The sequence below is a fragment of the Prevotella merdae genome, assembly GCF_900290275.1.
Lineage (GTDB): Bacteria > Bacteroidota > Bacteroidia > Bacteroidales > Bacteroidaceae > Prevotella > Prevotella merdae.
Map to the genome: position 1 here is coordinate 230,433 of NZ_LT985323.1, position 21,051 is coordinate 251,483.

Sequence of the window (21,051 nt, forward strand, 5' to 3'; positions counted from 1 at the left end):
GACAAATGGATCTGTCTTCACCTACATCTTGGCGCGAGCTTACACAAGACCAGCTCCGCTATGTGTTCTATCTACTCGCCACCTTCGCCGACATGGTGGTTGTCAAGACCTACATGTTCGTCCGCTTTACGGGCATCAGAGTCGTCAAGCGCAACCGGTTTGGTTGGAAGTGTGTCAAGGATGGCAAGGTGTTCTATCTGCAGTCGTGGCAGATTCATTCCTTCCTCTCGCAGCTATCGTTTGTGGACAGCACAGAGACCATGGACAATCGGTTGGAGGTTGTCGGTGGTTTCAACGCTGTCCACGAACTACTGCAGGAGGATGTCAATACTCACCGCATCGTCACCTTCAACGACTATCTTTGCATGGAGCGTCGCTATCAGCGGTTCATGCAGTCGCGCAATGAGGAGGATATTGACAACCTTGCTGCTCTTCTCTACCGCAAGCCCGACGGCTCGGTTCCGGATGAAATCAGCCTCACGCCTGGTGAGCGTCTTGCCACTCTCGCCTGGTATGGCCACATCAAGTTCGTCATGTCCAGGGCGTTTACTCACTTTTTCCGCAAGGTGTCTGCCGATGCCGACATGTCAGATCTCTCGATACTTGAGAGCATCAACGTCCAGCTTCGCGCCCTTACGGATGGCGATGTCACCAAGGAGCAGTCAGTCAAGCAGATTGACTGTTGGCGCGCCCTTACCGAACTCAACGCCAAGGCCAAGGAGGCCGAAGAGTTCCGCCGTAAATTCCCCAAATCCTAACATTCAACACTCCACATTCAACATTCCACATTATGAACTCCCTCTTTCCCGCACTAGACTACTTCACGCAGCTTGCCAAGTCCAACCGTCTTGCCAAGGAGTATGGCTTCCATCCCTGCCTGTGCAGCGGACCGGATTCCATCGATGGCATAATACAGGGCTTCCGAAAGTACCAGAATTTTGTCATGGTCGACGATACTACCTCGCAACAGACCTTCGGCAATGGTGTCGGCTTCTTCCGTCGCGATGTCTACACGGTGTTCATCTTGGCACATTACAGTCAGGACGATATGGCAGACCGTGAGCTTAAGCTTAACCTCTGCCGACAGATATTCCGACAGTTCCACTCGCGATTGCTCCACGACCGTGACACGCTCGGCGACGACCGTCTCACCTTCCTTAACCTTAACAACATATATTCCACCGAGCTGCCTCGCTATTCCTACAGCGGAACCACGGGTCTATATTTTATGATTCAGAATGAGCAGCCTATTGATATAAGCTATGAGCAATCAGAATGGACTTAAGCCCGGCATGACCGATGCCGAGCATCAGAAATGGATTCAAGGCTGGAGCGACTTCATGATCAAGATGTGGCGCGAGCGCATGATGCAGTTCGCTCCGCCTGTCTACCGTACTGGTGCTCTCGCCAGTTCGGTGCAGGGTATTGTGCATCCCGGACCCGTCACCACCATCGAGCACCATTTCCTTGAGTATGGCATCTATGTGGCGCGTGGCGTGGGCAATGGCTACAGCCGTGGCAATGGTGGCGACCTCAAGTTCCTCAAGGACTGGAAGACCAATCCCCACCACCGTCAGCCTCGCGACTGGTTCTCTAAGAAGTATCTCTATTCTATACATCGACTTAATGAGTTTGAGGCAAGCTTCTACGGCACAACCTACAATGGTCTTGTCTCCTCGTTCCTTTATCAGCTCTTTGGCGGCGGTTCCAACACCATCGACCGCACGGTCTCGCAGCTTTAGTCTGTATTTTCAATCTTCGTCACATATCTCTATCTTTGCCCTATGACTTTTGCACAAGAAATATCAGCCCTACGTGAGATGTTCACCACAATACGTGATGAGCGTCGCACCCATGCCAACACAGCTACGCGTGTAGGCTCGGCTTTCCTTGCCCTGCTCGACTATCTTGCCGACGCTCCGTTCATCCGCAAGGATATGGAGGATACCGACGGCTTTCTGCTCAAGCTCCTCAAGGGTGCTGTCATAGGCGAGAATGGCGACATCAAGCTCAATCCTGACGGCTCCATCACCTGCGGTTCTATCCGTGTCAATGGTTCGGCCATATTCGATGAGCTGGTTATCAACCATCAGAATGTGCTTGAGGGCGACACCTATTTCACCGACCGTGGCATCGTCGAGAGTGTTGAGCATACCGACATCAATCAGTACAGACTCACCTTCCGCAAGGAGTATGATGACGATCATGTCACTTTCCATGCTAACGACATCCTCCTCGGCAAGGTCAACAACCTCGACCAGGCCAAGACCTACCGCTCGTTCTGGCTCCGAGTGGAGTCTCTCGATACCGACTCCAACTCAGCTCTTTGCACCATGTATCCTGGTGCCGACTGTCCGGGTGGCATTAACTCGGCTCCCGTGTCTGCTGCTCGTGTCATCCGTTGGGGCAATACCGTCGACGAAACACGCCAGTCTGTGTGGTTCGTATCATCCAACGATGGACGCTGGCTCTTCCTGCAGGGTGTCAACAAGCCTATTGTTGAGGATAATGAGCATGGTTCCAACTATGCGGGATTCATCGGTCTGCCTCCCGACATCGAGGCGACTCGCGACCTCATCAATCGTGGTGTGTTATCCAAGTCTCAGCCTTACCTCTACTTCAAGGGTGTCCTTGCGCAGGACTTCATTCAGGTTGACTATCTCGGCAACCCAGTCTATCAGTTCCGCGACTGTGGCCAATGGTCAGCTTCACGCAAGTATATCAAGGGCTACGACGAGCTTAACAAGGGCTATTATGTCGACCGTGTCTGGTGGGGTGGCTGCTATTGGGAATGTGCCGTGCCGGAGTGTTCAGGTTCTGAGCCTCGCTTCAACAATACCGACTGGGTCTGCATCATCGGTGGAGGCAACATGTGGATTAGTCTTGTTTCCTCGGCTGGAAACTTCTTCAGGGCAGGTGAGGAGTGGACCACCGACCTTATCGCTACCGTCTACAATGCTGAGATGCAGCTGCGTGAGTCTGAGATAGGTCTTGCGTCCATCACCTGGCTACGTGAGAGTAATGATAAGGATGGAGATATGGCTTGGAACCTCACTCATCCCACGGGTTCCGTAGGTCTCACTCTTACCGTCTCTTCCACTACCGACCTGCCGTCAACTTGGCAGTCTGGTTCTAAGGTTGGTTTCCGTGTTATCGTCACCTTCCCCGACGGCGCGCAGTATGCCGCACAGTACTCAATATCCAATTAATAATAAATGATTTGAAATGAGAATCAATTCAACAGGCGGTAATGTGGTACATGAGCCGCTATCATTCAGTTTTACGATGCTTGAGCTTGGAGGTAGCAGCGTGCAGAAGTTCAATGCTGTTAGCGGTTCCTACGTTCCCAACCGCCAGCTCACGCCTTACATGCTTAAACCGCAGCTCATCATCGATGATCCTGAGCATCTTATTGCCAAGGGCGACTATGCGAGCAGCATGGTCAATGTCGTGTGGACTGTCTACTCTGCCAACAAGCTTGTCAAACGCAGGCTCACGGCTGGCACAGACTACACGGTTGGCTCGGACAACTCGCTCACGTTCTCGCGCAATGTCGCTTCAAACGAGGTTGTTGAAATCAATTTTAGCGCGGATTATCTTGACAAGACGCGTGGCAAGGTGCAGAATTTCAAATGGTCGAAAACTCTCACCACTCTTGAGGAGACCTCGCTAAGTCTCTCACTTGAGCTTAGGTCTACTTCCAAGGTGTATTTCTCGCCGTTCAAGCGTTACGGTCAGTTCCCCATCGAGGCTGTTCTTACTAACGGCTCTCTGCCGGTTAGTGCTGATAAGTGTGTCTACAAATGGCAACGCTTTGACTACGATGCCCGCAATTGGGTTGACATTGTTGATGCTACAGATGTGTGGTATGTCAAAGGCAAGGATTCTGGCACAATTGTCGTTGATGTCGATTTTGTGCAGAAGGTGCTGCTGCGTGTCACGGCGTACCCTAAGTCTAAAGTTGATATGCAGCTGTCTGAAGCTGTGGCTCTGCGTCGTTGGTACGGACAATGGGAGGATAAGCCTGAGTTTGCCTTCGCCCGATTTATAACCAAGGACTTGCGCAAGGCTAAAGTGGAGGTCAATGTCGCTAACCGACAGGGCATCATCTCGCAGCCTCAGAGATATTTCGATATTGAGTTGTATTATCGGCCGTCTGCTAAAGCTGCTTGGGAGTCGCTTGGCAACGGCACGGAGGCTGTTATAAGCCGTGACCAGATGACCGACAATCATGAGGTGGGCGACATCTGCCGTGAGCTGTCTGCCTTTGTCCCCATCACCATGCCTAACGGCGATTACATTGTGTCTCCCGATGGCACGCCCATTTGTGGCCAGTTCCCCACCTCCGACAAGGAGGGTGTCTAATTAATTTAATATTGATATATGAAATATTATCTCTTGCCATATCTGCTTGCCGTGCGTCTCGGTATTACCGATTTCCGTCATGGCAATTCCACCATCGGCTACATCGCCACAAGTGGCGACCTGGCTGCCGTGGGAATCGAGTCGGCATTGACTGAAGGAGCGCGTGAGCTTACCGAAGCCGAAGCAATGAACATTATGAATAAACTTAAAAATCACTAAGCACAATGAGTAGTACATTTACCGCGATTGACCACCTCTATGCCTTTGAGGATGGAGATGTGCTCACACCGGCTATGGGTGTCTCTTGGGTTAAACCGGAGGATGTTGGCTATGGTCTGCAGCAATACTGGAACCCTACCATCAACGCAGTTATTGAGACAGATTTTAAACAACATCCTGTCTTCCTCTTTCCGCAGCCTTATTCTTCGAAGATGGGTAGTATTGTTGTCCCAGAGTCTGAGGGTCAGCAATGGTACTATGGCAATATATCCGATGAGGGTGGCATCCTTCAGAATGGCAAGGTCAAAGAAAAATTCGTAGAGCTGTTCGAGGTTACTACTATAGAACTCAACAAAAAGGTGTTCCCTGCTCTCAAAATCAAGGGTAATCTCGCCACGGCTGCTGACCATACGGACAAGTATATATATTACAAGTCTTCTTGGCAGGGCAAGCAGTTCACATGTCAGCAGCTCATCCCGATTATGGAGGCTGTTGGCGAGTCATACAAGGTCAACATCAGCTATGTTGGTCAGGATGGCTCGGGTGACAATGTCCTCTCCAACAACAACGACTGGTGTAAAATGGTCCCCACTCTTCAGCGGTCTGGTGATCCTGTTAAGAGTGACGCCACTTACAAGTGGCAGCGTATTGTAAACAATGTGTGGCAGGACATTACTGCAGTAGCAAAGGTTTATGAATTCGAGGGCAACAATCTCAAGGTCTACAATGCCGCTGTTGAGGGTGTCGAAGTCTTCCGATGTGAGGTTACTTACTCGGGCAAGAAATACTATGGCGTTGCCGAGGTCACAGATGAACATGACCCGTACTACATCATCCACGGGCGTTCTCAGGCTTCTAATGCTGTTGCCGTGGGTTCTACTGTCACCTACAACCCACGTGTCATTGAACGTGCTACGGGCAATGTCGTTACTGGCTTTACCTTCTCCTTTACCTTCACCAATGAGCAGGGCGAGGTGCTCAAAGACGTTACCGAGCGCAATCTTACTTACGATGTCATCAGCAAGTATGGTGGTATCGCTGTCCGTATCGAGGCTAAAAAATCTTAGCTTATGGGTGGTATAGTTGCTTATGACCATCTCATCACAGCTCCTAAGGACGGGGCTGATGGTGAGCCTGCTGTGGGCTATTATTTTGTTGCAGAACCTTCCGTCGTGCATTTCAATTCCGAAGGTGAGCCGACTGTCAAGTCGGTCAAGGTGACGGCTTACAAGGCCGTCGGTGGTAAGGTGTCTCCTTATGGTGGCGCGTCAGTCATGATTTACTATGATACAGGAGGTTCTGTTGTCAAGAGTGTTCCAGTCCTCAATCCTGCCACACTCACGCCTTCAGCCGGCGACGCTGCCAAGTATTCGCGTGTTGATTTCCGTCTCATCATCAGTGGCAATGTGGTTGCCACCATCTCCATCCCTTATGTCAGCAATGGCTCTAATGGTACCAATGGCAAGGATGGCACTTCGTTCGTTGTCAAGGGCACAGCTAATGGGCATGCAGCTTCTGAAGAGGATGTGCCTGCCGGAGCTAAAGGTCTGTGGCTTCTTGATAGTGTTATTGCTGGTGGCCTGGCACTGTGGTATCCTGAAGAATTAGGTGGCTCTTCTGCTGCTGTAGGTGATGCCTATATCATTAATGGGGATATTTGGGTGGCTGGTGATAAGGCTTGGAATCCTCTCGGTCAGTTCCGTGGTCCTGAGGGTGCGCAAGGTCCACGGGGTGCGCAAGGCTCGCCAGGTCCTATGTCTTATCTTGCGGGTGAGTGGCAGAGTGGGGTCACCTACACACGTACTGAAGATTTAATTCCAGTTGTCTCACACAAAGGGTTCTATTGGCGACCTGATGGAGATATTAGTATTCTCAACATCGAGCCGTCGGCGGACAACGATGATTGGGAACTTGTTTCCAAGGATGACATGGTGTTCGCCCGGATTGTTATGTCTGACTTCGGCAAATTCGGTTCGGCCATTATGGTTGGTGACTATCTTTTCTCGCAGTTCGGCAAACTCAACGGCGAAACCATCGACGAGAATTCCTCAAAGAAGGATACCGCTTATACCCAGTTTAATGCCGACAATCCTGAGGATTCTACAAGGTTTGTTCCGTCGCTTTGGCTTAATTTTCGTACTGGTGAGCTGCATTGCAAGCAGGGCTTCTTCCATGGCGAGGTGAATGCCGAGTCTGGCACGTTCAACGGTACAGTCAATGCCAACGATGGCATCTTCAAAGGTATCTGCCGACAGCCGTTTGTCCTCTACGAGGGCACGGTTTTAAATGCAGACGGTTCTTCTTATTCTGCTCTTGATAAGTTTGACAACGTGTCGCTGCCTATGAGTTCGTCGGGGTGGAATATTGCGCTCGAGCTTCCTTGGGCTATGAGCTGCATCGGCCGTAAGTTGACTATAGCCAACTTCGAATGGTTGGGAGTGAGAGGTAGCGACAATTATGTGGCGACGGCTCCTCTGGGTTGTCAGTTCTATGAGGGTGGCCGTATATATAAAGATCTCTACATAAATCGTGAGATAGTGGAGTTGCTTGGCTATGGCGATACCAATCGTTTCTATGGCTGGATCGTCATTAATAGGGTGCCAATAAACAAGTATAAATACTCTAAACCGTCAATGGTCTTTTGCATGGGTTCTGTCACAGCAGTTCGTACAGGCAAGACTACTGGTACTGTTACTCTCTCTCGATGGAGTAGTAGCAACGGCGTTTCCAAGGATGATGTCACGGTTACAAGGGTTGAGACTGGTAAATACACCATTAAGTTCCCGGTGACGGCTGTGCCTAATGATGATTACATCCCTATAGTCACTGGCTCCATCGCCGGCACTACTACCGATGCTAAGGCAGTCTATGCTTGCGTAGCTGCCAAGTCCAAAGGCTCGTTCACCGTGCTCACAGCCGATGATGACTCTCTCAATGAGGGTGGATTCAACTTCGTTCTTCTCGACCCCAATGGCTGGGATCTATAATCCCCATTCAATTAATAATTACCAATTAATAATTAAATATTTCTCATGGGAAAGAAAATCTCTGAAATCGAGGAGTTCTCCAACCAGAACTCTTCCATCCGTCTTATTGGCTACGATCCGTCGTCCAACAAGGTTGGCGCTTTGCCACTCGGCGCTATCACTTCCAAGACTGCCTACTGTGGTTGCCGATGGAAGAAGGCTGAGTCTAAGCCCGAAGGTGAGCCGTTTGGCGACCTTACTATGTTGGCCAACCTACCCTCTATCCTTGGATTGGGCGGTTATCTTGTGCGCAATGACCATTCGCGACGCAAGCTCTCACCAAACAACCACAAGCAGTTTGCAAGTGGTGGGGTGGCTGCTCTTGATGGCTCTATGGGCCACTATCAGTGGGGTTGGAACATCCCCTGGTACTACGCGCATTGGGAGGATGACATCTATGAGTACGAAGCTATTTCCACGGCTCCTATCTCTGGACATTGGAACTGTAAGATTCCTGTCGCATCCATGTCTTGCTCAGGCGCAGCTGCTCTCGACCGTACTAACCTCATCCTCGTATCTTACTGCAAGCGCACAGCTCAGTATCGTGGTGGCGACAACAAGCCTGACAACGATGCAAAGTGGAACACTCTCCTTGGCAAGCCAGTCGTGAGTGTAGCTGAGGACAAGCTGCAGCAGTATGCCGAGAAGAATGGTGCGCGTTGGGGCGCGTCTATGTATATGATGATATTCGCGCTTGGTGCTCTCACTCGCATTATCTTCCACAACCGCAATATACAGGCTCCATACAAGGCTGCTCTTACTGCAGAGGGTCTGCGCCAAGGCGGTCTTGGTAATGGAATTGATTATGTCATTGACGATTTCGGTAAACAGTATGCTACTCTCGACATCGATGCTCTTGCAGAGCGTGGCGATGCTACGGGAGTATTCTCTGTTACTATCCCCAAAGGAGATGGCACTAACAAGACCATTAACAACATACCTATGTTCTTCGGTCTCAAGAACTGGTATCAGTATATCTATATGATGATGCACGGTTGTGCTGTGCAAGCAACATCAAGTAAGACTCTCGATGTGTACGCGCTTAAAAAATGGACTTCCTCTCCAGTCGACACGACTGGAGTCAGCAAGTTCACCAAGATTGGTTCTATACCGGCAACTTCAGCGTCGGAGGCTTCTTGGCTGTATAGCAAGCGTATGAATCTCGACAACATGATTGCATATCCGCTTGAGTTCGGAGGCTCGGGTTCTACTTACTATTGCGATGGTTTCTTTCATCCTGCTATCACGTCTGGCGTTCGTGGTCTCGCTGCGTTCTGCCATGCGAGCTATGGTTCCACTGCTGGCTCTTGTGCGCTCAATGCTAACAACGGTCTCACGGTTTCCAATGTGAACTACGGCGCGTTCCTCAACAATTTTGCGTAGGAGTGAGCCTCTCCCATCGGAGAAAAATATCGCATGATGTCGGCGAGTCTCGTAGCCTTAGGCGAGCGACATACCCGACGGTCTATAATTGCAGACCACTACCCACCGAAAGGCCCTTGCCTTTCCCTTACAGATCCCGACCATAATCCCGCAATATATAATTAATAACTGATAATTAATAATTTAAGCAGTGCATAGAATACGAGATTGTGGCGAAGCCGAACACCTTCCCAACATTCAGGCCGCTTTTTATAATTTCTCGCATGGCAAGCATAAGCGCATGATGATTCAGGAGTATGAGTCCAATCTTCAGCGCAACCTTCAGCGTGTTCTCCAGGAGCTTACAGACGAGGCTTGGTTTCCTTCTCCTTACCGTCCCAAGACGGTCATGGAGCGCAAGCGTCGTGAGTTAGCACGCGCACCCATTCATGACCATGTCCTTGAGGCAGCTGCCATCTTGCCCTACGAGACAACTCTGTATGATTACATTGCGTGGCAATGTCCTGCTGTTCGCCCTAACATGGGGCAGCACGCTCTTATGCGACACCTGCGCAACGAGTTGTATAGCTGCAGTCAGCAAGAGGTTGCCTACAATCTGTCAATGGATATTCATCATTACTTCCCTTTGATGGATCATGCTATACTCAAGCGTCAGATTCTGCGCAAGGTCAAGCCGGGTAAGTTGCAGCGTCTCCTGTTTAAGGTAGTTGATTCTTATCTTCAAGGTGCTCCCCTTGGTATCAAGGTATCTCAGATTTTTGGAATGCTATATCTTGCCGATTTCGACCGCCTTGCAATGCGGTTCTTCGACATTGGCCAAGACCCCGAAAAACTTGCTTACTGGACCCGCAAATATGTCGAGGGGCGCATCATCACGGCTCGCACGCCCGACGATTTTGCCGACCTCTGCCGTGGCCCTACTTATCTCGCAGACAAGTTCCGTGCTTATGTGGCAGCGGGTCTGCCACATTACTCGCGCTTTGTCGACAACATCATCTTTCGTCATGCCGACAAGACTGTGCTCGGCATTGTGCGCACTCTTGCGGTTGCTATCCTTTCGCGTGACTATCACGCTCAGATCAACCGCGATTATAATATTAGACCTACACACATGGGCATCCGCATCTGTGGCTATGTGTTTTACCATGACCGTGTCTTGCTTGGCAAACACAACAAGCAGGAGCTTGCGCGACATGTGACAAAGCTCAAGAAAAAAGGTCTCAGCGAAGAAGAAATACGTATTAGACAGTCGTCTCGCTTCGGTTACGCTAAGCATGCCGACTGCATAAATTTGATTAAAAAATTAGGAATGGAAAAATCGTTAGGTAAGATTATCAAGTCTCACCGCATTAAGTCACCTTTCGAAAACATGCGTGGCTCCCAGAAAATCAGCTTTTCAATGATATGCGATAACTTAACAAATGTTAACGGGGGGGGGTGAACCAGATACCTGGAATAAAAAGATTTTGTTAGAGGATTATAAAATAGAGGATTCAAAGATTGATAGGCGCAAGGTCACCGTTTCGGTGCCTGACTCGTCCGGTAATTATCAGGAGATTACTAAGGTGGTGACATCCAAGGTGCTTGCCATCAAGTTCAAGAAGATAGTGGATACGATTCGCATCGAGGCTCCAGACGGTTCTATGCAAGAATCTTATGTGTTTGAGAAGGCTCGTGACCGCGATGGCAATCCTACTCTGCTCGATGCTGAGTACTATGCCTATACAGGGTCTAAGGTGCTTATCGATCAGGCTCAAAAGGATTTCTCTCGCGAGGATCTTCCTGCACCTACGGTGATTAAACAATTCGAGGGCAAAAAAGGACAAACATTTTTCAAATTTACGTAATATGAATAAAATGTATTATACAGTTGCTTATACTGAACCGCGCACCTTCCTGCGCTATGACTCCAATCGTGTCATCATCTATCCTAACGAGAATGTTGTTGACAACTATCAGCCTACCCAGAAGAATGCTGATGAACCTACTCCTTCTCCATACAAGGCTTACGTCTACACTGGTGAGGAGGTCGATGGTGGTTTCATCGTCGAGTGTGCTGACCCTACCGATTATCATGAGCTTGCCAATGCCATCATCCGCACCAAGTATACAGTGTCTGATGAGCTTGCTCTACAGCGTCATCACCAGACTGACCATGATGCTTATGAGGCGGAATGGCAGTCTTATTGTGAGTTTGCCGATGCTGCTACAACTAAGGCAAAACAATGGCTCAGAGTGCCTCTATAATTTTATTTGTTATTAATGTTTTCAATACGGCATGCAGTTGCGTGCCGTATTTTATTTTTCGCCTATCCATATATATCTTTGCCACGTAATTAATAATTAATAACTGAAAAAATGATTGAACACATTCGTCACCTCTTAGCAGGCATCGCTATAGCATTGCTTGCCTTTCTTCGCCCAATCGGAGATGAGCTGCTCTCTCTCATTATTGTCTTCGTTCTTAACTTCTTCGTTGGTTTCATGGCTGGCATGATAGCTAATCATGAGGATTTCGATCTCAAGAAGGCGTTCAGATGTATAGCGGAAGCTACAGTTTTCTTCGTGCTCTGTTGTGCTATCTACGCGGTCGGCAACCTCAAGCAACAGCATGATGGTGCTCTCCAGTGTGTCAGCTGCATCACCTGGTTGGTGATATATTGCTATTCGCTCAACATCCTCAAAAATCTCAAGAAGGTATTCCGTCGAGACACTGCACCCTATATGATTGTCTCGTTCCTCTACTACGTTCTTAAGTTCAAGTTCGTTGAGCGCATTCCGTTTATGTCTGATTATCTTAATTTTACAAAACATGAAAGCGTCTGATACTCTTATCCGTTACATCAAGCAGTGCGAGAGTTACCGTTCTCGCGCTTACGTCTGTCCTGCAGGTAAGCTAACCTGTGGCTATGGCCATACACAAGGTGTTACCGCTAAGACCGTTTGCAACAAGGCTACAGCCGAAGCCTGGCTTCGTCAGGATCTCGCACCGTGCGAAACCTTCTGTTCTTCCATCAAGCAGCTCGACACTCAAGGCAAGTTCGATGCTTGCGTCGATTTTTGCTTTAATTGTGGCATCACCAATTTCCGCAAATCTACCTTGTACCGTCTAATCCTTGCGAAAGCCTCTCTCAAGCAAATCCAAGCAGAGTTCAAAAAATGGAAGTACAGCAACGGCAAGCCTCTCAAAGGTCTCCTTAATCGCCGTATCTGGGAAGCTAACCGCTTCGCCCAATAATTAATAACATATAATTAATAATTGTTCAAAGTGAAATCAACATTCTATTCTCGCGCCCTCGCGCTCCTCCTCTTTCTCTTCCTGCTGTTTGTCATGACATTAGTCTCTGCGTGTTCGTCGTCACGTCATACGTCGGTCGTCACATCATCTGCTATACCGACTATTCAGCACACCTCGACTATCAATCAGCATTCTGTGTCCATCGATACAGCGTCTGTCTCTCGATCTATCGCGTCCATCATACGTAACTTCCAGCGCAGCGTCTCCTCAGTTGTCGACTCAACCACTACGGTAGTCGACACCTCTGGCCGTGTAGTACGCACAGACCACAATCGCACAGTACACACAGCCACATCCTCAGACAGAGAGTCAGTTCTTCGTGACTCCATCCGCGACCTGCGTCTTCAATACCAGGCTCTTCTCGAACAGAAGGTCAAGCAGTCTGAGGTTCCGGTCCTCGTCGAGCGCAAGCAGGAAAAATGGGAGCAGTTCTTCATCCGCATCGGTATAATGTCTTCTATCCTCGTTGTTGTTGCAGTCATCGTAACTGTTGTTTGGCTCATCTATCGTCGACGCGATAGACACTCTTATATTTAACATTTAAAATTTCATAATCAGCAGATAATTTTATATCTTTGCGGTATAATAATTAAAATCGTCTGCTATATGATATACTTTATAATTTTCTGGTATTTAGTCTTTGTGGTTGCCATTGCCGTTACAAAAACCTTTAGTGGAGGTCCTTCACGTGGTAGTAAGTCTAAAGAGCAATTGCAAAGGGAATTCGATGAAATGCAAGAGAGGTATTTACGCAAGTTTGAGAAACTCATGGAAGAGCGTGAGAAGTTGAATAAAATTAAATAAGTTTTTCAATCGCTTATCTTGTTTTTTATACTAATGATATAAAGTGCTACTTTTGGTCTCATCAACCAAAAGTAGCATTTTTTTATGGCAACAACCCAAACGTTCGAGACCGTTGTAACCCTCAATGCCCAACAGGCAAAGAACGAGTTGACGGCTCTACAGAAAACTCTCGAAGATCTTAAGAAGAAAAAGGCTGATGCCTTGAGCGATTCTAAATCAACTGTCAAGGACATTAGAGAGATTAACAAGGAAATTAAGTCAGCGGAGGCTAATGTCAATGCCTACCGCTCTAATGTCAGTGATACAATAAAGACTCTCAATGATCTCTCTAACGCTTCAATCGGTGATATCGAGCGAGTGCAGCGTGCTTTAAGGCGCGAGATGAAGGCAGTAACGTCTCAAGAGGAATATAAGAATCTTGAGAAACATCTTGCTGATTGTACTGCTCGTCTTGACGAACTCAAACGCTCTGCTCATGCGACCTTGTCTCAGTATAACCGTGCCATTGAGGAAGCCAAACAGCGCACTGTAGATTGGGAACAAGAGAACAAACTTGTTAACGCCACTCTCAATAATATCAGCGGTTCTTCGCTTCGTCAATTAGAGACCTCGCTTAAGCTCGTTAACGAGCAACTTAAAGATACCGACCATAATTCTGAAGCATTCAAGAATCTTAGTCAGAAGGCTAAACTACTGAAGAAGGAGATAGCTGCTATCAGCCAGGAGCAGGATATTTCGTATAGTAAATGGAATAAGTTTGTCAATTTCTTCAACACGAATTGGGGCGCTATTACACAAGGATTAGCTTCGTTATCTGGTGTCTCTTTTGCAATACGTAAGTGTTCTGCAGATTTCGCAAAGATGGACGAAGAGATGGTCGATGTAATTAAATATACAGGTCTTACCAAAACTCAAGTTGAGGAGCTGAATGAGACTTTTAAACGGATGGAAACTCGTACATCGCGTGAGAAACTCAATCAACTTGCTGGCGATGCAGGTCGTCTTGGTATTACTTCTCAGGAGATGGCAGTTGAATTTGTCGATGCCGCTGATAAAATTAATGTGGCGCTTGGCGACGATCTCGGCGATGATGCTGTAAAGAACATTGGCAAATTGGCTCAGATGTTCGGTGACGACAAAACCAAGGGCTTGCGTGGTGCAATGCTTGCAACTGGTTCCGTTGTTAATGAGTTGGCTCAGAGCAGCAGCGCATCGGCTGGTTATCTTGTCGACTTCACAGCTCGCCTTGCTGGTGTAGGCAAACAGGCGGGTCTCACTCAACAGCAGATTATGGGCTTTGCTTCTGTCCTCGATCAGAATATGCAGCAGGATGAAGCTGCAGCTACAGCTATGCAGAATCTCATTGCTAAGATGTTCCAGGATCCTGCCAAGTTCGCTGCGCTTGCCGGTAAAAGCGTCAAGGAGTTCTCCTCTCTTATTAAAAATGATGCCAATGAGGCTCTGCTTCAGTTCTTTGGTGCTATGAAGCAGCGTGGTGGCTTTGATTCGCTTGCTCCTATGTTCGACCAGATGGGTATGGATGGCTCACGTTGTGCGGCTGTTTTTTCAGTAATGGCTGACAAGCTCGCTGACATCAAGACTGCGCAGGATATTGCTAATGACGCTTACGCTAAGGGTACTTCTGTCATCAATGAGTTTAATACTCAGATGACTTCAGAACAGGCTCAACTTGATATGGCTAAGAAGAAATTTAAAGATCTAAGCATAGAGCTTGGCAAAGAACTGCAACCTGTCGTAAAATATACTATTAGTAGTACGGCTCTTCTTGTGAAGACGCTATATCAGTTGATAGTCTTTACTAAAGGTCATGTTGGTACACTTGCAGCAGTCGCAGCTTCCATAGCTGCTGTCTCTCTTGTGTATGCTGCTAATACTGTTCAGATAAAAATTAATGCTGCAGCTATGAGTATGGCCAATTCTGTTATTAGTATAGGTAATAAACTAAAATTGGCAAGAATTGGTATTATGAAATCACTAAGTGCTGTGTATTATCTTCTTACTTTTCAAGTAAAGAAAGCTAAGATTGCCATGGACGAGATGAGAGCTGCATCGATATCAAATCCGTATGCTGTCTTATTGACAGTTGTTCTGGCTCTCGGTGCTGGCATCTATACTCTTATTAAGGCTGTTCGACAGCATAACAAGGCTGCTTATGAGAATTTGCTTGCAGTGAAGAAAATGCGCGCAGCACACAAGGATATGGTGGAAGTGCAGCAAGAGGCGAATCAGAGTATAGCTGAGGAGAAGACCCGTCTTATTCAGCTTACCAATATCGTCAATTCTAACGCCTACAGCTACGACGAGAAGAAGCGTGCCATGATTGCTCTTGAGAAGCTTGTTCCTGGTTATCATCGCAATCTGGCCAATGAGGCAGGGCTTATGGAATCCAACAACAAGGCTATCAAGCAATATATTGATAACCTCAACAATGCGGCCATGGCACAAGCTCTCTATAACAAAATGGTGGAACTGCAGGGCAAGAAGTTTGATCTCGACCAGGAGATTGCTCGCCATAAGCATTCTGCTAAAGCCGTGCAGGCTGAGATTGACCGCCATCCTGATTATTACAATGGCACTCAACAGCAGACTGTTTACACAAGTTTCGGCACAATGATGCCTACAGGGCAAAGGGTGGCGACACAGGCTAACATTGCCAAGCACAAGGAGCTTGACCAGTGGAACGCTGCTGTCAAGGAGTCTGAGCAGAGTGCCTCCATTGTGGAGGCACGTATCAAGAATATCAATAGGTATCTCAAGCAGAATGTAGGTGTGGCCAAGCAGTTTAATGCTATCGTCGCTAAGGGTGGTTCTGACTCTTCCACCGTCTCTCCCGACTGGAATCCTAACACTTCCAAAGTCGGCAATTATGTCGACTCCAAGGTGGCAAAGAAGCGTGAAGCTGCTGCCAAGAAAAAAGAGCGTGAGATGAAGGCTGCAACTAAGGCTGCATACCAGGCTGAGATTAAGGCTGCTAAGGATAAGACTGACCAAGAGCAAGCGTATAATATTATCGCTTATCGAGACCAAAAGAAATCTTACAAAGAGTTCCTTGATGCCCAGCATGACATCGCTATTCGTGGCTACGAGGCTCTTGAGTCTATCTACAAGAAATATGGTACGGAGTATGGGCAGTGGCAGGAGAAGATTGCTGATGAGCAACTACAACGAAGCAAGGATCATTCAAAGGGTCTGCTTAGCGACATCGAGCAGGAGCGTCAGCGTCATATTAATGCAGCATACAATGATTTTCATAATGTAGGCTCTGAAATATACCACAACGAAGATGCTCTCAATGAGCGTCTATACGAGATTGATATGACTGCGCTTGCTGACCGTGTAGCAGCCCTTCAGGAAGGCTCAGAAGAGTGGCTCGATACCCGTGCTGAGATGACTCAACGCGAAACTGAACATGATTTGTATCTTCGTCAGCATTACGATGAGCTTCTATCCCAGTACAAGGAGCAATGGGCTGCTAAGGATATTGCCGAGCAGCAGCGCATAACTCTCGCAGGTCTCGACCTTTTGCACTCCAAGGGCCTGCTGAAGGAGAAGGAGTACCAGGAAATGTTGCAGCAGATAAAGCTCCATTATGCCGAACAACAGTCTGCCGAGAATCTCCGTAATTCCAAGGGCGAGCAGTTCAATAGTAATGCTGCCTCTGCTTATAACACGGCTCATAACAATGCTAAAGCGTCTTGGTCCAACGATCATCCTGAAGGTTCTGGTGTCATGGACTTTATCACCTCAGATGTTGACATATACAAGTCAACTCTCGACAACATCAAGTCTATGGAGCAGGATGGTCTTGTCTCTCATCAGGAAGCTATGGCTGCCATGGGCGAGGCTACCGCTGATATGTGCAACGGTCTTGTCGCCAAGTTTCAGGCTGCTATGGATGCCATCTCACCGCTGATGAGCGCGATGTCCTCATACTACTCAGCCCAGTCTGACTACGAGGTGACCGTTACTGAGAAGAAGTATGAGAAGCTTATCAACGCTGCCGGCAACAACTCGGCTAAGACCAAGAAGCTTGAGGAACAGAAGGAGAAAGAGGTCGCCAAGATAAAGTCTAAATATGCTCGCAAGCAAGCTGCCATGCAGGTTGCCCAGGCTATTGCTCAGACTGCTCTATCTGCCATTGCTGCCTACAGCTCTGCCATGAAGGGAGTCCCTTACCCTGCTAACATGGTGCTTGCACCTATCGCTGCTGGCATTGCTGCAGCTGCGGGTGCCATCCAAATTGCCACAATCAAGAAGCAGCAGCAAGCTCAAGAGGCTGGCTACTACGAGGGTGGTTTTACTGGTGGCTCTCGCTATCGTCGTGAAGCTGGTGTTGTCCATGAGGGTGAGTTCGTCGCCAACCACAAGGCTGTCAACAATCCCCAGGTACTTCCTGCTCTACGTCTCATCGACGAGGCACAGCGCAACAATACAGTCTCTTCACTTACGGCTGCGGACATTTCTCGCTCTCTTGGCCAAGCAAACGCTACGGTGGTCTCAGCTCCCTCGGTTACTGTCAATACTGACAACTCTGAGCTTAGTGCTGCTCTCGGCGAGGCTCGCGATGTCATTGGCCGTCTGTCGGCTATTCTTGCCGATGGCATTCATGCAGATGTGTATATCGATGGTGATCGAGGTGTGGCCAAGAATCTCGACCGCTACAATCAACTTAATTCCCGTACTTAAATGATACAGTGCTCTATCAATGCTCAGGTGGCGTATCCGTCCACTGCCGATAAGATTAAGGTCACCTATGCCAATCAATTCATCGAGGATTCTGGTACTTATACCTATGAGATTTCCTTCCCGATGTCATTACATGCCAATCAAGTAGTGTTCGCTAATCTCAACCGATTTGACGTGCACAAGCGCACCGAAGCTTACGAGGATTGTAAGCTCTATGCCGACAACCGTCTCATCATCAGTGGCAAGGGTACTGTTACCGCTGTCTCTGAGTCAACTGTCAAGCTGCAGATTGTTGGAGGTAAGTCAAGGATTAAATATAATTCTCGTTTTGAGTCACATTATATCGATGAGATTGACTATCCGCCAGTGCAGATAGTCAGCGGCATCGATGCCAAACGATATGCACAATTGAGCATGTCTTATGTCGATGCGAGCAAAAATCCGTCTCTGCTGATGGTTGATCTCAGCAATAGTGTGCGAGTCGGTCAGCCAGGTGTGGCTTTGTTCTATCCGATATACGATGAGACTAACGATTGCGTGTCTAATTACTTGCAGGTCTCCACATGGTCCAAACTTAAGGTTGATGGTGTTGTCTATCCTAAGGGTACTATGGCATACATGCAGTGGTTGGCCGTGCAGCCTAATCTGCTATATGTTCTGGAGCGTGTATTGCTATCTGAGGGCTACAGCATCAAGCGCAACGACTTTGACGTTGAGCCGTGGTCGCGGCTCTATATCGCGTCAGCTCGGCGCTCATGCAGTATCAAGGATGCCTTGCCTCATTGGTCTGTCTATACCTTCATTGAGGAGTTCCGCAAGCTGTTCAACGCATCCTTTGTCTTCGACGAAGTGTCAAAGACAGTGAGTATTATAGCAACAAGCGAGCTTACAAGCAACGAGGCAGTCTCTTATGACTGCCTCGATGAGTACTCGAGTGAGTACGATGAGGATGGCTTGGCCAACCTTGCTACATCTAACGTGGAGTTTCAGTTCGACGATTCAACTGGCCGTGACTGGCGTGAGTGCATCCCTCTTTCTGTTCTCAAGAACTTCCCGGTCAAATCCTATGACAGAGTCGACTCTATGGCTACTGCAGCTCAATCTATGACCGCCAAGGAGCGTCGTACCACCATCTTCAAAGTTGACAATACTTATTATATATGGTATGTCAACGATGATGGCGGTTCTGAGCAGCGCACACTATGTGGTTTGTTCAATCCAATTGTGCGTGATAAAGAGAGTGACAATGTTGTTGACCTCAAGATGATTCCGGTGGCTATGGTGCAGCGTAAACGCTACACCGACAAGAGTGCTTTCCATTTCGCAGACAGCATGGACAACGCTGTTGTCATCATGCCATCTATGTCAAACACTAAGGACGCATCGCTTGATGCCATGACAAAGGACGACGACGGCAATTATTACATTTCCGTGCAGGATGCTATGCAAGGTTCTGAGCTTACATCTGATGAGGAGTCGGCTAACGAGACCATGCGTCTCTTCTTCAGCGGCAATTATGTGCGCAATGTAAATAGCAATATTACTATTGTTCGCACGTCTATGGGCAATGAGGATCCACTTTATCGCTATCCTATATGTCTGACAGACTACCGCATGTATCCTGCGTTTACAGGAGTGGGGGAGTCTGTGTCGCTATCGCTTGACAGTCTTCCACACAATAGAGGTGTGACTGTCGATATCGACTCTCACAACCTCTATTGCATCAAGTTCTTGACTGATGAGATACCTGACCCTACCAATATATTCATCTTCCGCAACCGTCGTTTCATCTGTCAAAAGTTGGAACTTAACGTTTCCGATAATGGCATAAGCCGTCTGAAGACAGGCTATTTCTTTGAGATTCTATAGCTCTCCCGTGAAATGTTTCGTCTTTTCGTTGACGACGTTGGTATGCTTAAGGTAATTGTTTGTGACTGATATGTCGCTGTGTCTTGCCTGGTCGCGTGCGGCAACAATGCCCTCTGCGTTAGCAAGGTCTCTGATTCCAGAGTCCTTCAGGCTGTAGAACTGATAAGAGTTAGGGAAGCTTAAGGCTTTCCTGACTTTTACCCACTCTTGTCTGAATCTGTTGATTGCTATCTGCTGACCGCCTGGTTTGAGGTCCTTGCCGAATAGATAGTCTTGTGATGTGTACTTGAATACATCCTGCTCTATCATCGTCTTGAGGATGGTGTCGTTAAGCGCAACCGTTTGCTGTCGTCGGTTTTTGGCTACTTCGGCTGGTATGGTGACAGTCTGGTCCTTGATGGATATGTAGCCTATTTTAATGTGCCGGAGCTCTTCAGGTCGGATAAATGTGTAGTACTCCATAAGGCAAGCAAGGTGGAATTCCGGGCAATTCTCCTTCGTGTACTCTCCCAGTGCTCTAAGGTGTTCGGGTGTCATCGGGTCTCTGAACTTCTCGTTCTCCTTAATCATCTTAATATTCTCCACAAAGTTCTCTTTGATGTACTGTCTGTCAACAAGCCATGCGGCGAATGTTGACAGCCAAGTCCTGTAGTTATTTCGCGTTTTGGGCGACCTTTCCTTATCGAGCAGAATATAGTCCAAAAAATCCACCACTAATATCTTGTCAAATTGGTTCACATACTTGATTCGGACATTTGCCTCTTCGATGTAGGATAACAGACCAGACATTCTGCTGCGGTAATCTACAGCAGTCTTGTTCTTGAGGATGCCTTTTTTCTCTGCGGCCTTGGTGTAATCGTTGTATCTCTCGACAACAACTTCCCATTCGGTGAAGCTACGTGATGTCTCGTTGTTTGCGAACGGGTTCCATCCGGCCATTAGCAGGTTGGAAATCTTGGTTATAAGTACTGTGGCAATCTTTTCTCGTTCACCTTTTTTGAGGTGATCGAGCATGAATTTTTTCCTCTTGAGTCCTTCTGTGAGAGGATCGTAGGCCCAGAAATCTACATAGCAACTTTTACCCTTATGTAATCTCGGAAGGGTATAACCTACTATTTCTCTTGTAGATAAAAGTTTTTTTGTTGAAGTGTACATTTTTTTACATTGTTCGCTTTTTAGGCAACCAATGTTATTAAACAACATGCGTCCGAGCTACTGTCCGAGTGAGTCTCCGCAACGCTATATAACTGATAATGGTCGAAATCCCTTTGTGTAAAGGAAATTCGACCATTCTTTGTTGCGGAGGCAAGACTCGAACATGCGACCTCCAGGTTATGAGCCTGGCGAGCTACCAACTGCTCCACTCCGCGATATTAACCA

General features: G+C 47.8%; 19 protein-coding genes and 1 tRNA gene. 17 read left to right on the forward strand and 3 right to left on the reverse strand.

Annotation, left to right across the window (positions count from 1 at the left end):
• Positions 1-5: 5 nt before the first annotated feature.
• The 12 genes from C9991_RS00955 to C9991_RS01010 all read left to right on the forward strand — a co-directional run bounded on the left by C9991_RS00955 (position 6) and on the right by C9991_RS01010 (position 11,240).
• Positions 6-758, forward strand: coding sequence for a hypothetical protein (locus tag C9991_RS00955; RefSeq protein ID WP_106810779.1), 753 nt, complete (start codon positions 6-8; stop codon positions 756-758).
• A gap of 32 nt (positions 759-790) precedes the next feature.
• Positions 791-1,285, forward strand: a complete 495-nt coding sequence (locus C9991_RS00960) for a hypothetical protein (protein ID WP_106810780.1) — start codon at positions 791-793, stop codon at positions 1,283-1,285.
• Positions 1,263-1,742 carry a hypothetical protein gene (locus C9991_RS00965; RefSeq protein WP_232823212.1) on the forward strand — a complete coding sequence of 160 codons (480 nt, stop codon included), beginning with the start codon at positions 1,263-1,265 and terminating at the stop codon, positions 1,740-1,742. The genes C9991_RS00960 and C9991_RS00965 overlap by 23 nt, the downstream gene beginning before the upstream one ends.
• A gap of 42 nt (positions 1,743-1,784) precedes the next feature.
• Positions 1,785-3,209: a hypothetical protein gene (locus C9991_RS00970; RefSeq protein ID WP_157949324.1), complete on the forward strand. Its 1,425-nt coding sequence runs from the start codon at positions 1,785-1,787 to the stop codon at positions 3,207-3,209.
• 16 nt (positions 3,210-3,225) lie between these two features.
• The gene (locus C9991_RS00975; protein WP_157949325.1) at positions 3,226-4,365 is read left to right on the forward strand and encodes a hypothetical protein; all 1,140 of its coding nucleotides are present in this window, start codon (positions 3,226-3,228) and stop codon (positions 4,363-4,365) included.
• An 18-nt stretch (positions 4,366-4,383) separates the two neighbouring features.
• Positions 4,384-4,584 carry a hypothetical protein gene (locus tag C9991_RS00980; protein ID WP_106810783.1) on the forward strand — a complete coding sequence of 67 codons (201 nt, stop codon included), beginning with the start codon at positions 4,384-4,386 and terminating at the stop codon, positions 4,582-4,584.
• A 5-nt stretch (positions 4,585-4,589) separates the two neighbouring features.
• On the forward strand, positions 4,590-5,651 hold the full coding sequence (locus C9991_RS00985) for a hypothetical protein (RefSeq protein WP_106810784.1): 1,062 nt from the start codon (positions 4,590-4,592) through the stop codon (positions 5,649-5,651).
• Between the two features lie 3 nt (positions 5,652-5,654).
• Complete coding sequence (locus C9991_RS00990; RefSeq protein ID WP_106810785.1) at positions 5,655-7,571, forward strand: hypothetical protein; 1,917 nt, start codon at positions 5,655-5,657, stop codon at positions 7,569-7,571.
• 45 nt (positions 7,572-7,616) lie between these two features.
• Positions 7,617-8,993, forward strand: coding sequence for a hypothetical protein (locus C9991_RS00995; RefSeq protein WP_106810786.1), 1,377 nt, complete (start codon positions 7,617-7,619; stop codon positions 8,991-8,993).
• A 190-nt stretch (positions 8,994-9,183) separates the two neighbouring features.
• Positions 9,184-10,434 (forward strand): RNA-dependent RNA polymerase family protein, encoded by a 1,251-nt coding sequence (locus C9991_RS01000; protein WP_157949326.1) that lies wholly within the window; start codon positions 9,184-9,186, stop codon positions 10,432-10,434.
• Positions 10,435-10,459: 25 nt separating this feature from the next.
• Positions 10,460-10,840 carry a hypothetical protein gene (locus C9991_RS01005; RefSeq protein WP_157949327.1) on the forward strand — a complete coding sequence of 127 codons (381 nt, stop codon included), beginning with the start codon at positions 10,460-10,462 and terminating at the stop codon, positions 10,838-10,840.
• Position 10,841: 1 nt separating this feature from the next.
• Complete coding sequence (locus C9991_RS01010; RefSeq protein ID WP_106810789.1) at positions 10,842-11,240, forward strand: hypothetical protein; 399 nt, start codon at positions 10,842-10,844, stop codon at positions 11,238-11,240.
• Positions 11,241-11,375: 135 nt separating this feature from the next.
• Here the strand turns inward: C9991_RS01010 and C9991_RS16570 are convergent, their stop codons facing one another.
• The gene (locus tag C9991_RS16570; RefSeq protein ID WP_157949328.1) at positions 11,376-11,807 is read right to left on the reverse strand and encodes a hypothetical protein; all 432 of its coding nucleotides are present in this window, start codon (positions 11,805-11,807) and stop codon (positions 11,376-11,378) included.
• Here C9991_RS16570 and C9991_RS01020 point away from each other — a divergent pair.
• The 5 genes from C9991_RS01020 (at position 11,806) to C9991_RS01040 (ending at position 19,671) form a co-directional block, all read left to right on the forward strand.
• Positions 11,806-12,231 (forward strand): lysozyme, encoded by a 426-nt coding sequence (locus tag C9991_RS01020; protein ID WP_106810791.1) that lies wholly within the window; start codon positions 11,806-11,808, stop codon positions 12,229-12,231. The genes C9991_RS16570 and C9991_RS01020 overlap by 2 nt on opposite strands.
• Positions 12,232-12,324: 93 nt before the next feature.
• Positions 12,325-12,828, forward strand: coding sequence for a hypothetical protein (locus tag C9991_RS16575; protein ID WP_157949329.1), 504 nt, complete (start codon positions 12,325-12,327; stop codon positions 12,826-12,828).
• Positions 12,829-12,897: 69 nt separating this feature from the next.
• Positions 12,898-13,095, forward strand: coding sequence for a hypothetical protein (locus C9991_RS01030; protein WP_106810793.1), 198 nt, complete (start codon positions 12,898-12,900; stop codon positions 13,093-13,095).
• 84 nt (positions 13,096-13,179) lie between these two features.
• Positions 13,180-17,802, forward strand: a complete 4,623-nt coding sequence (locus C9991_RS01035) for a phage tail tape measure protein (RefSeq protein ID WP_106810794.1) — start codon at positions 13,180-13,182, stop codon at positions 17,800-17,802.
• A complete protein-coding gene (locus C9991_RS01040; protein ID WP_106810795.1) occupies positions 17,803-19,671 on the forward strand; it encodes a hypothetical protein in 1,869 nt (622 codons plus the stop codon). It begins immediately after the preceding gene.
• On the opposite strand, the gene C9991_RS01045 is transcribed toward C9991_RS01040, so the two are convergent.
• On the reverse strand, positions 19,666-20,685 hold the full coding sequence (locus C9991_RS01045) for a tyrosine-type recombinase/integrase (RefSeq protein WP_232823213.1): 1,020 nt from the start codon (positions 20,683-20,685) through the stop codon (positions 19,666-19,668). The two genes, C9991_RS01040 and C9991_RS01045, sit on opposite strands and share 6 nt — an antisense overlap.
• A 283-nt stretch (positions 20,686-20,968) precedes the next feature.
• Positions 20,969-21,041, reverse strand: a tRNA-Met gene (locus tag C9991_RS01050).
• Positions 21,042-21,051 lie beyond the last annotated feature (10 nt).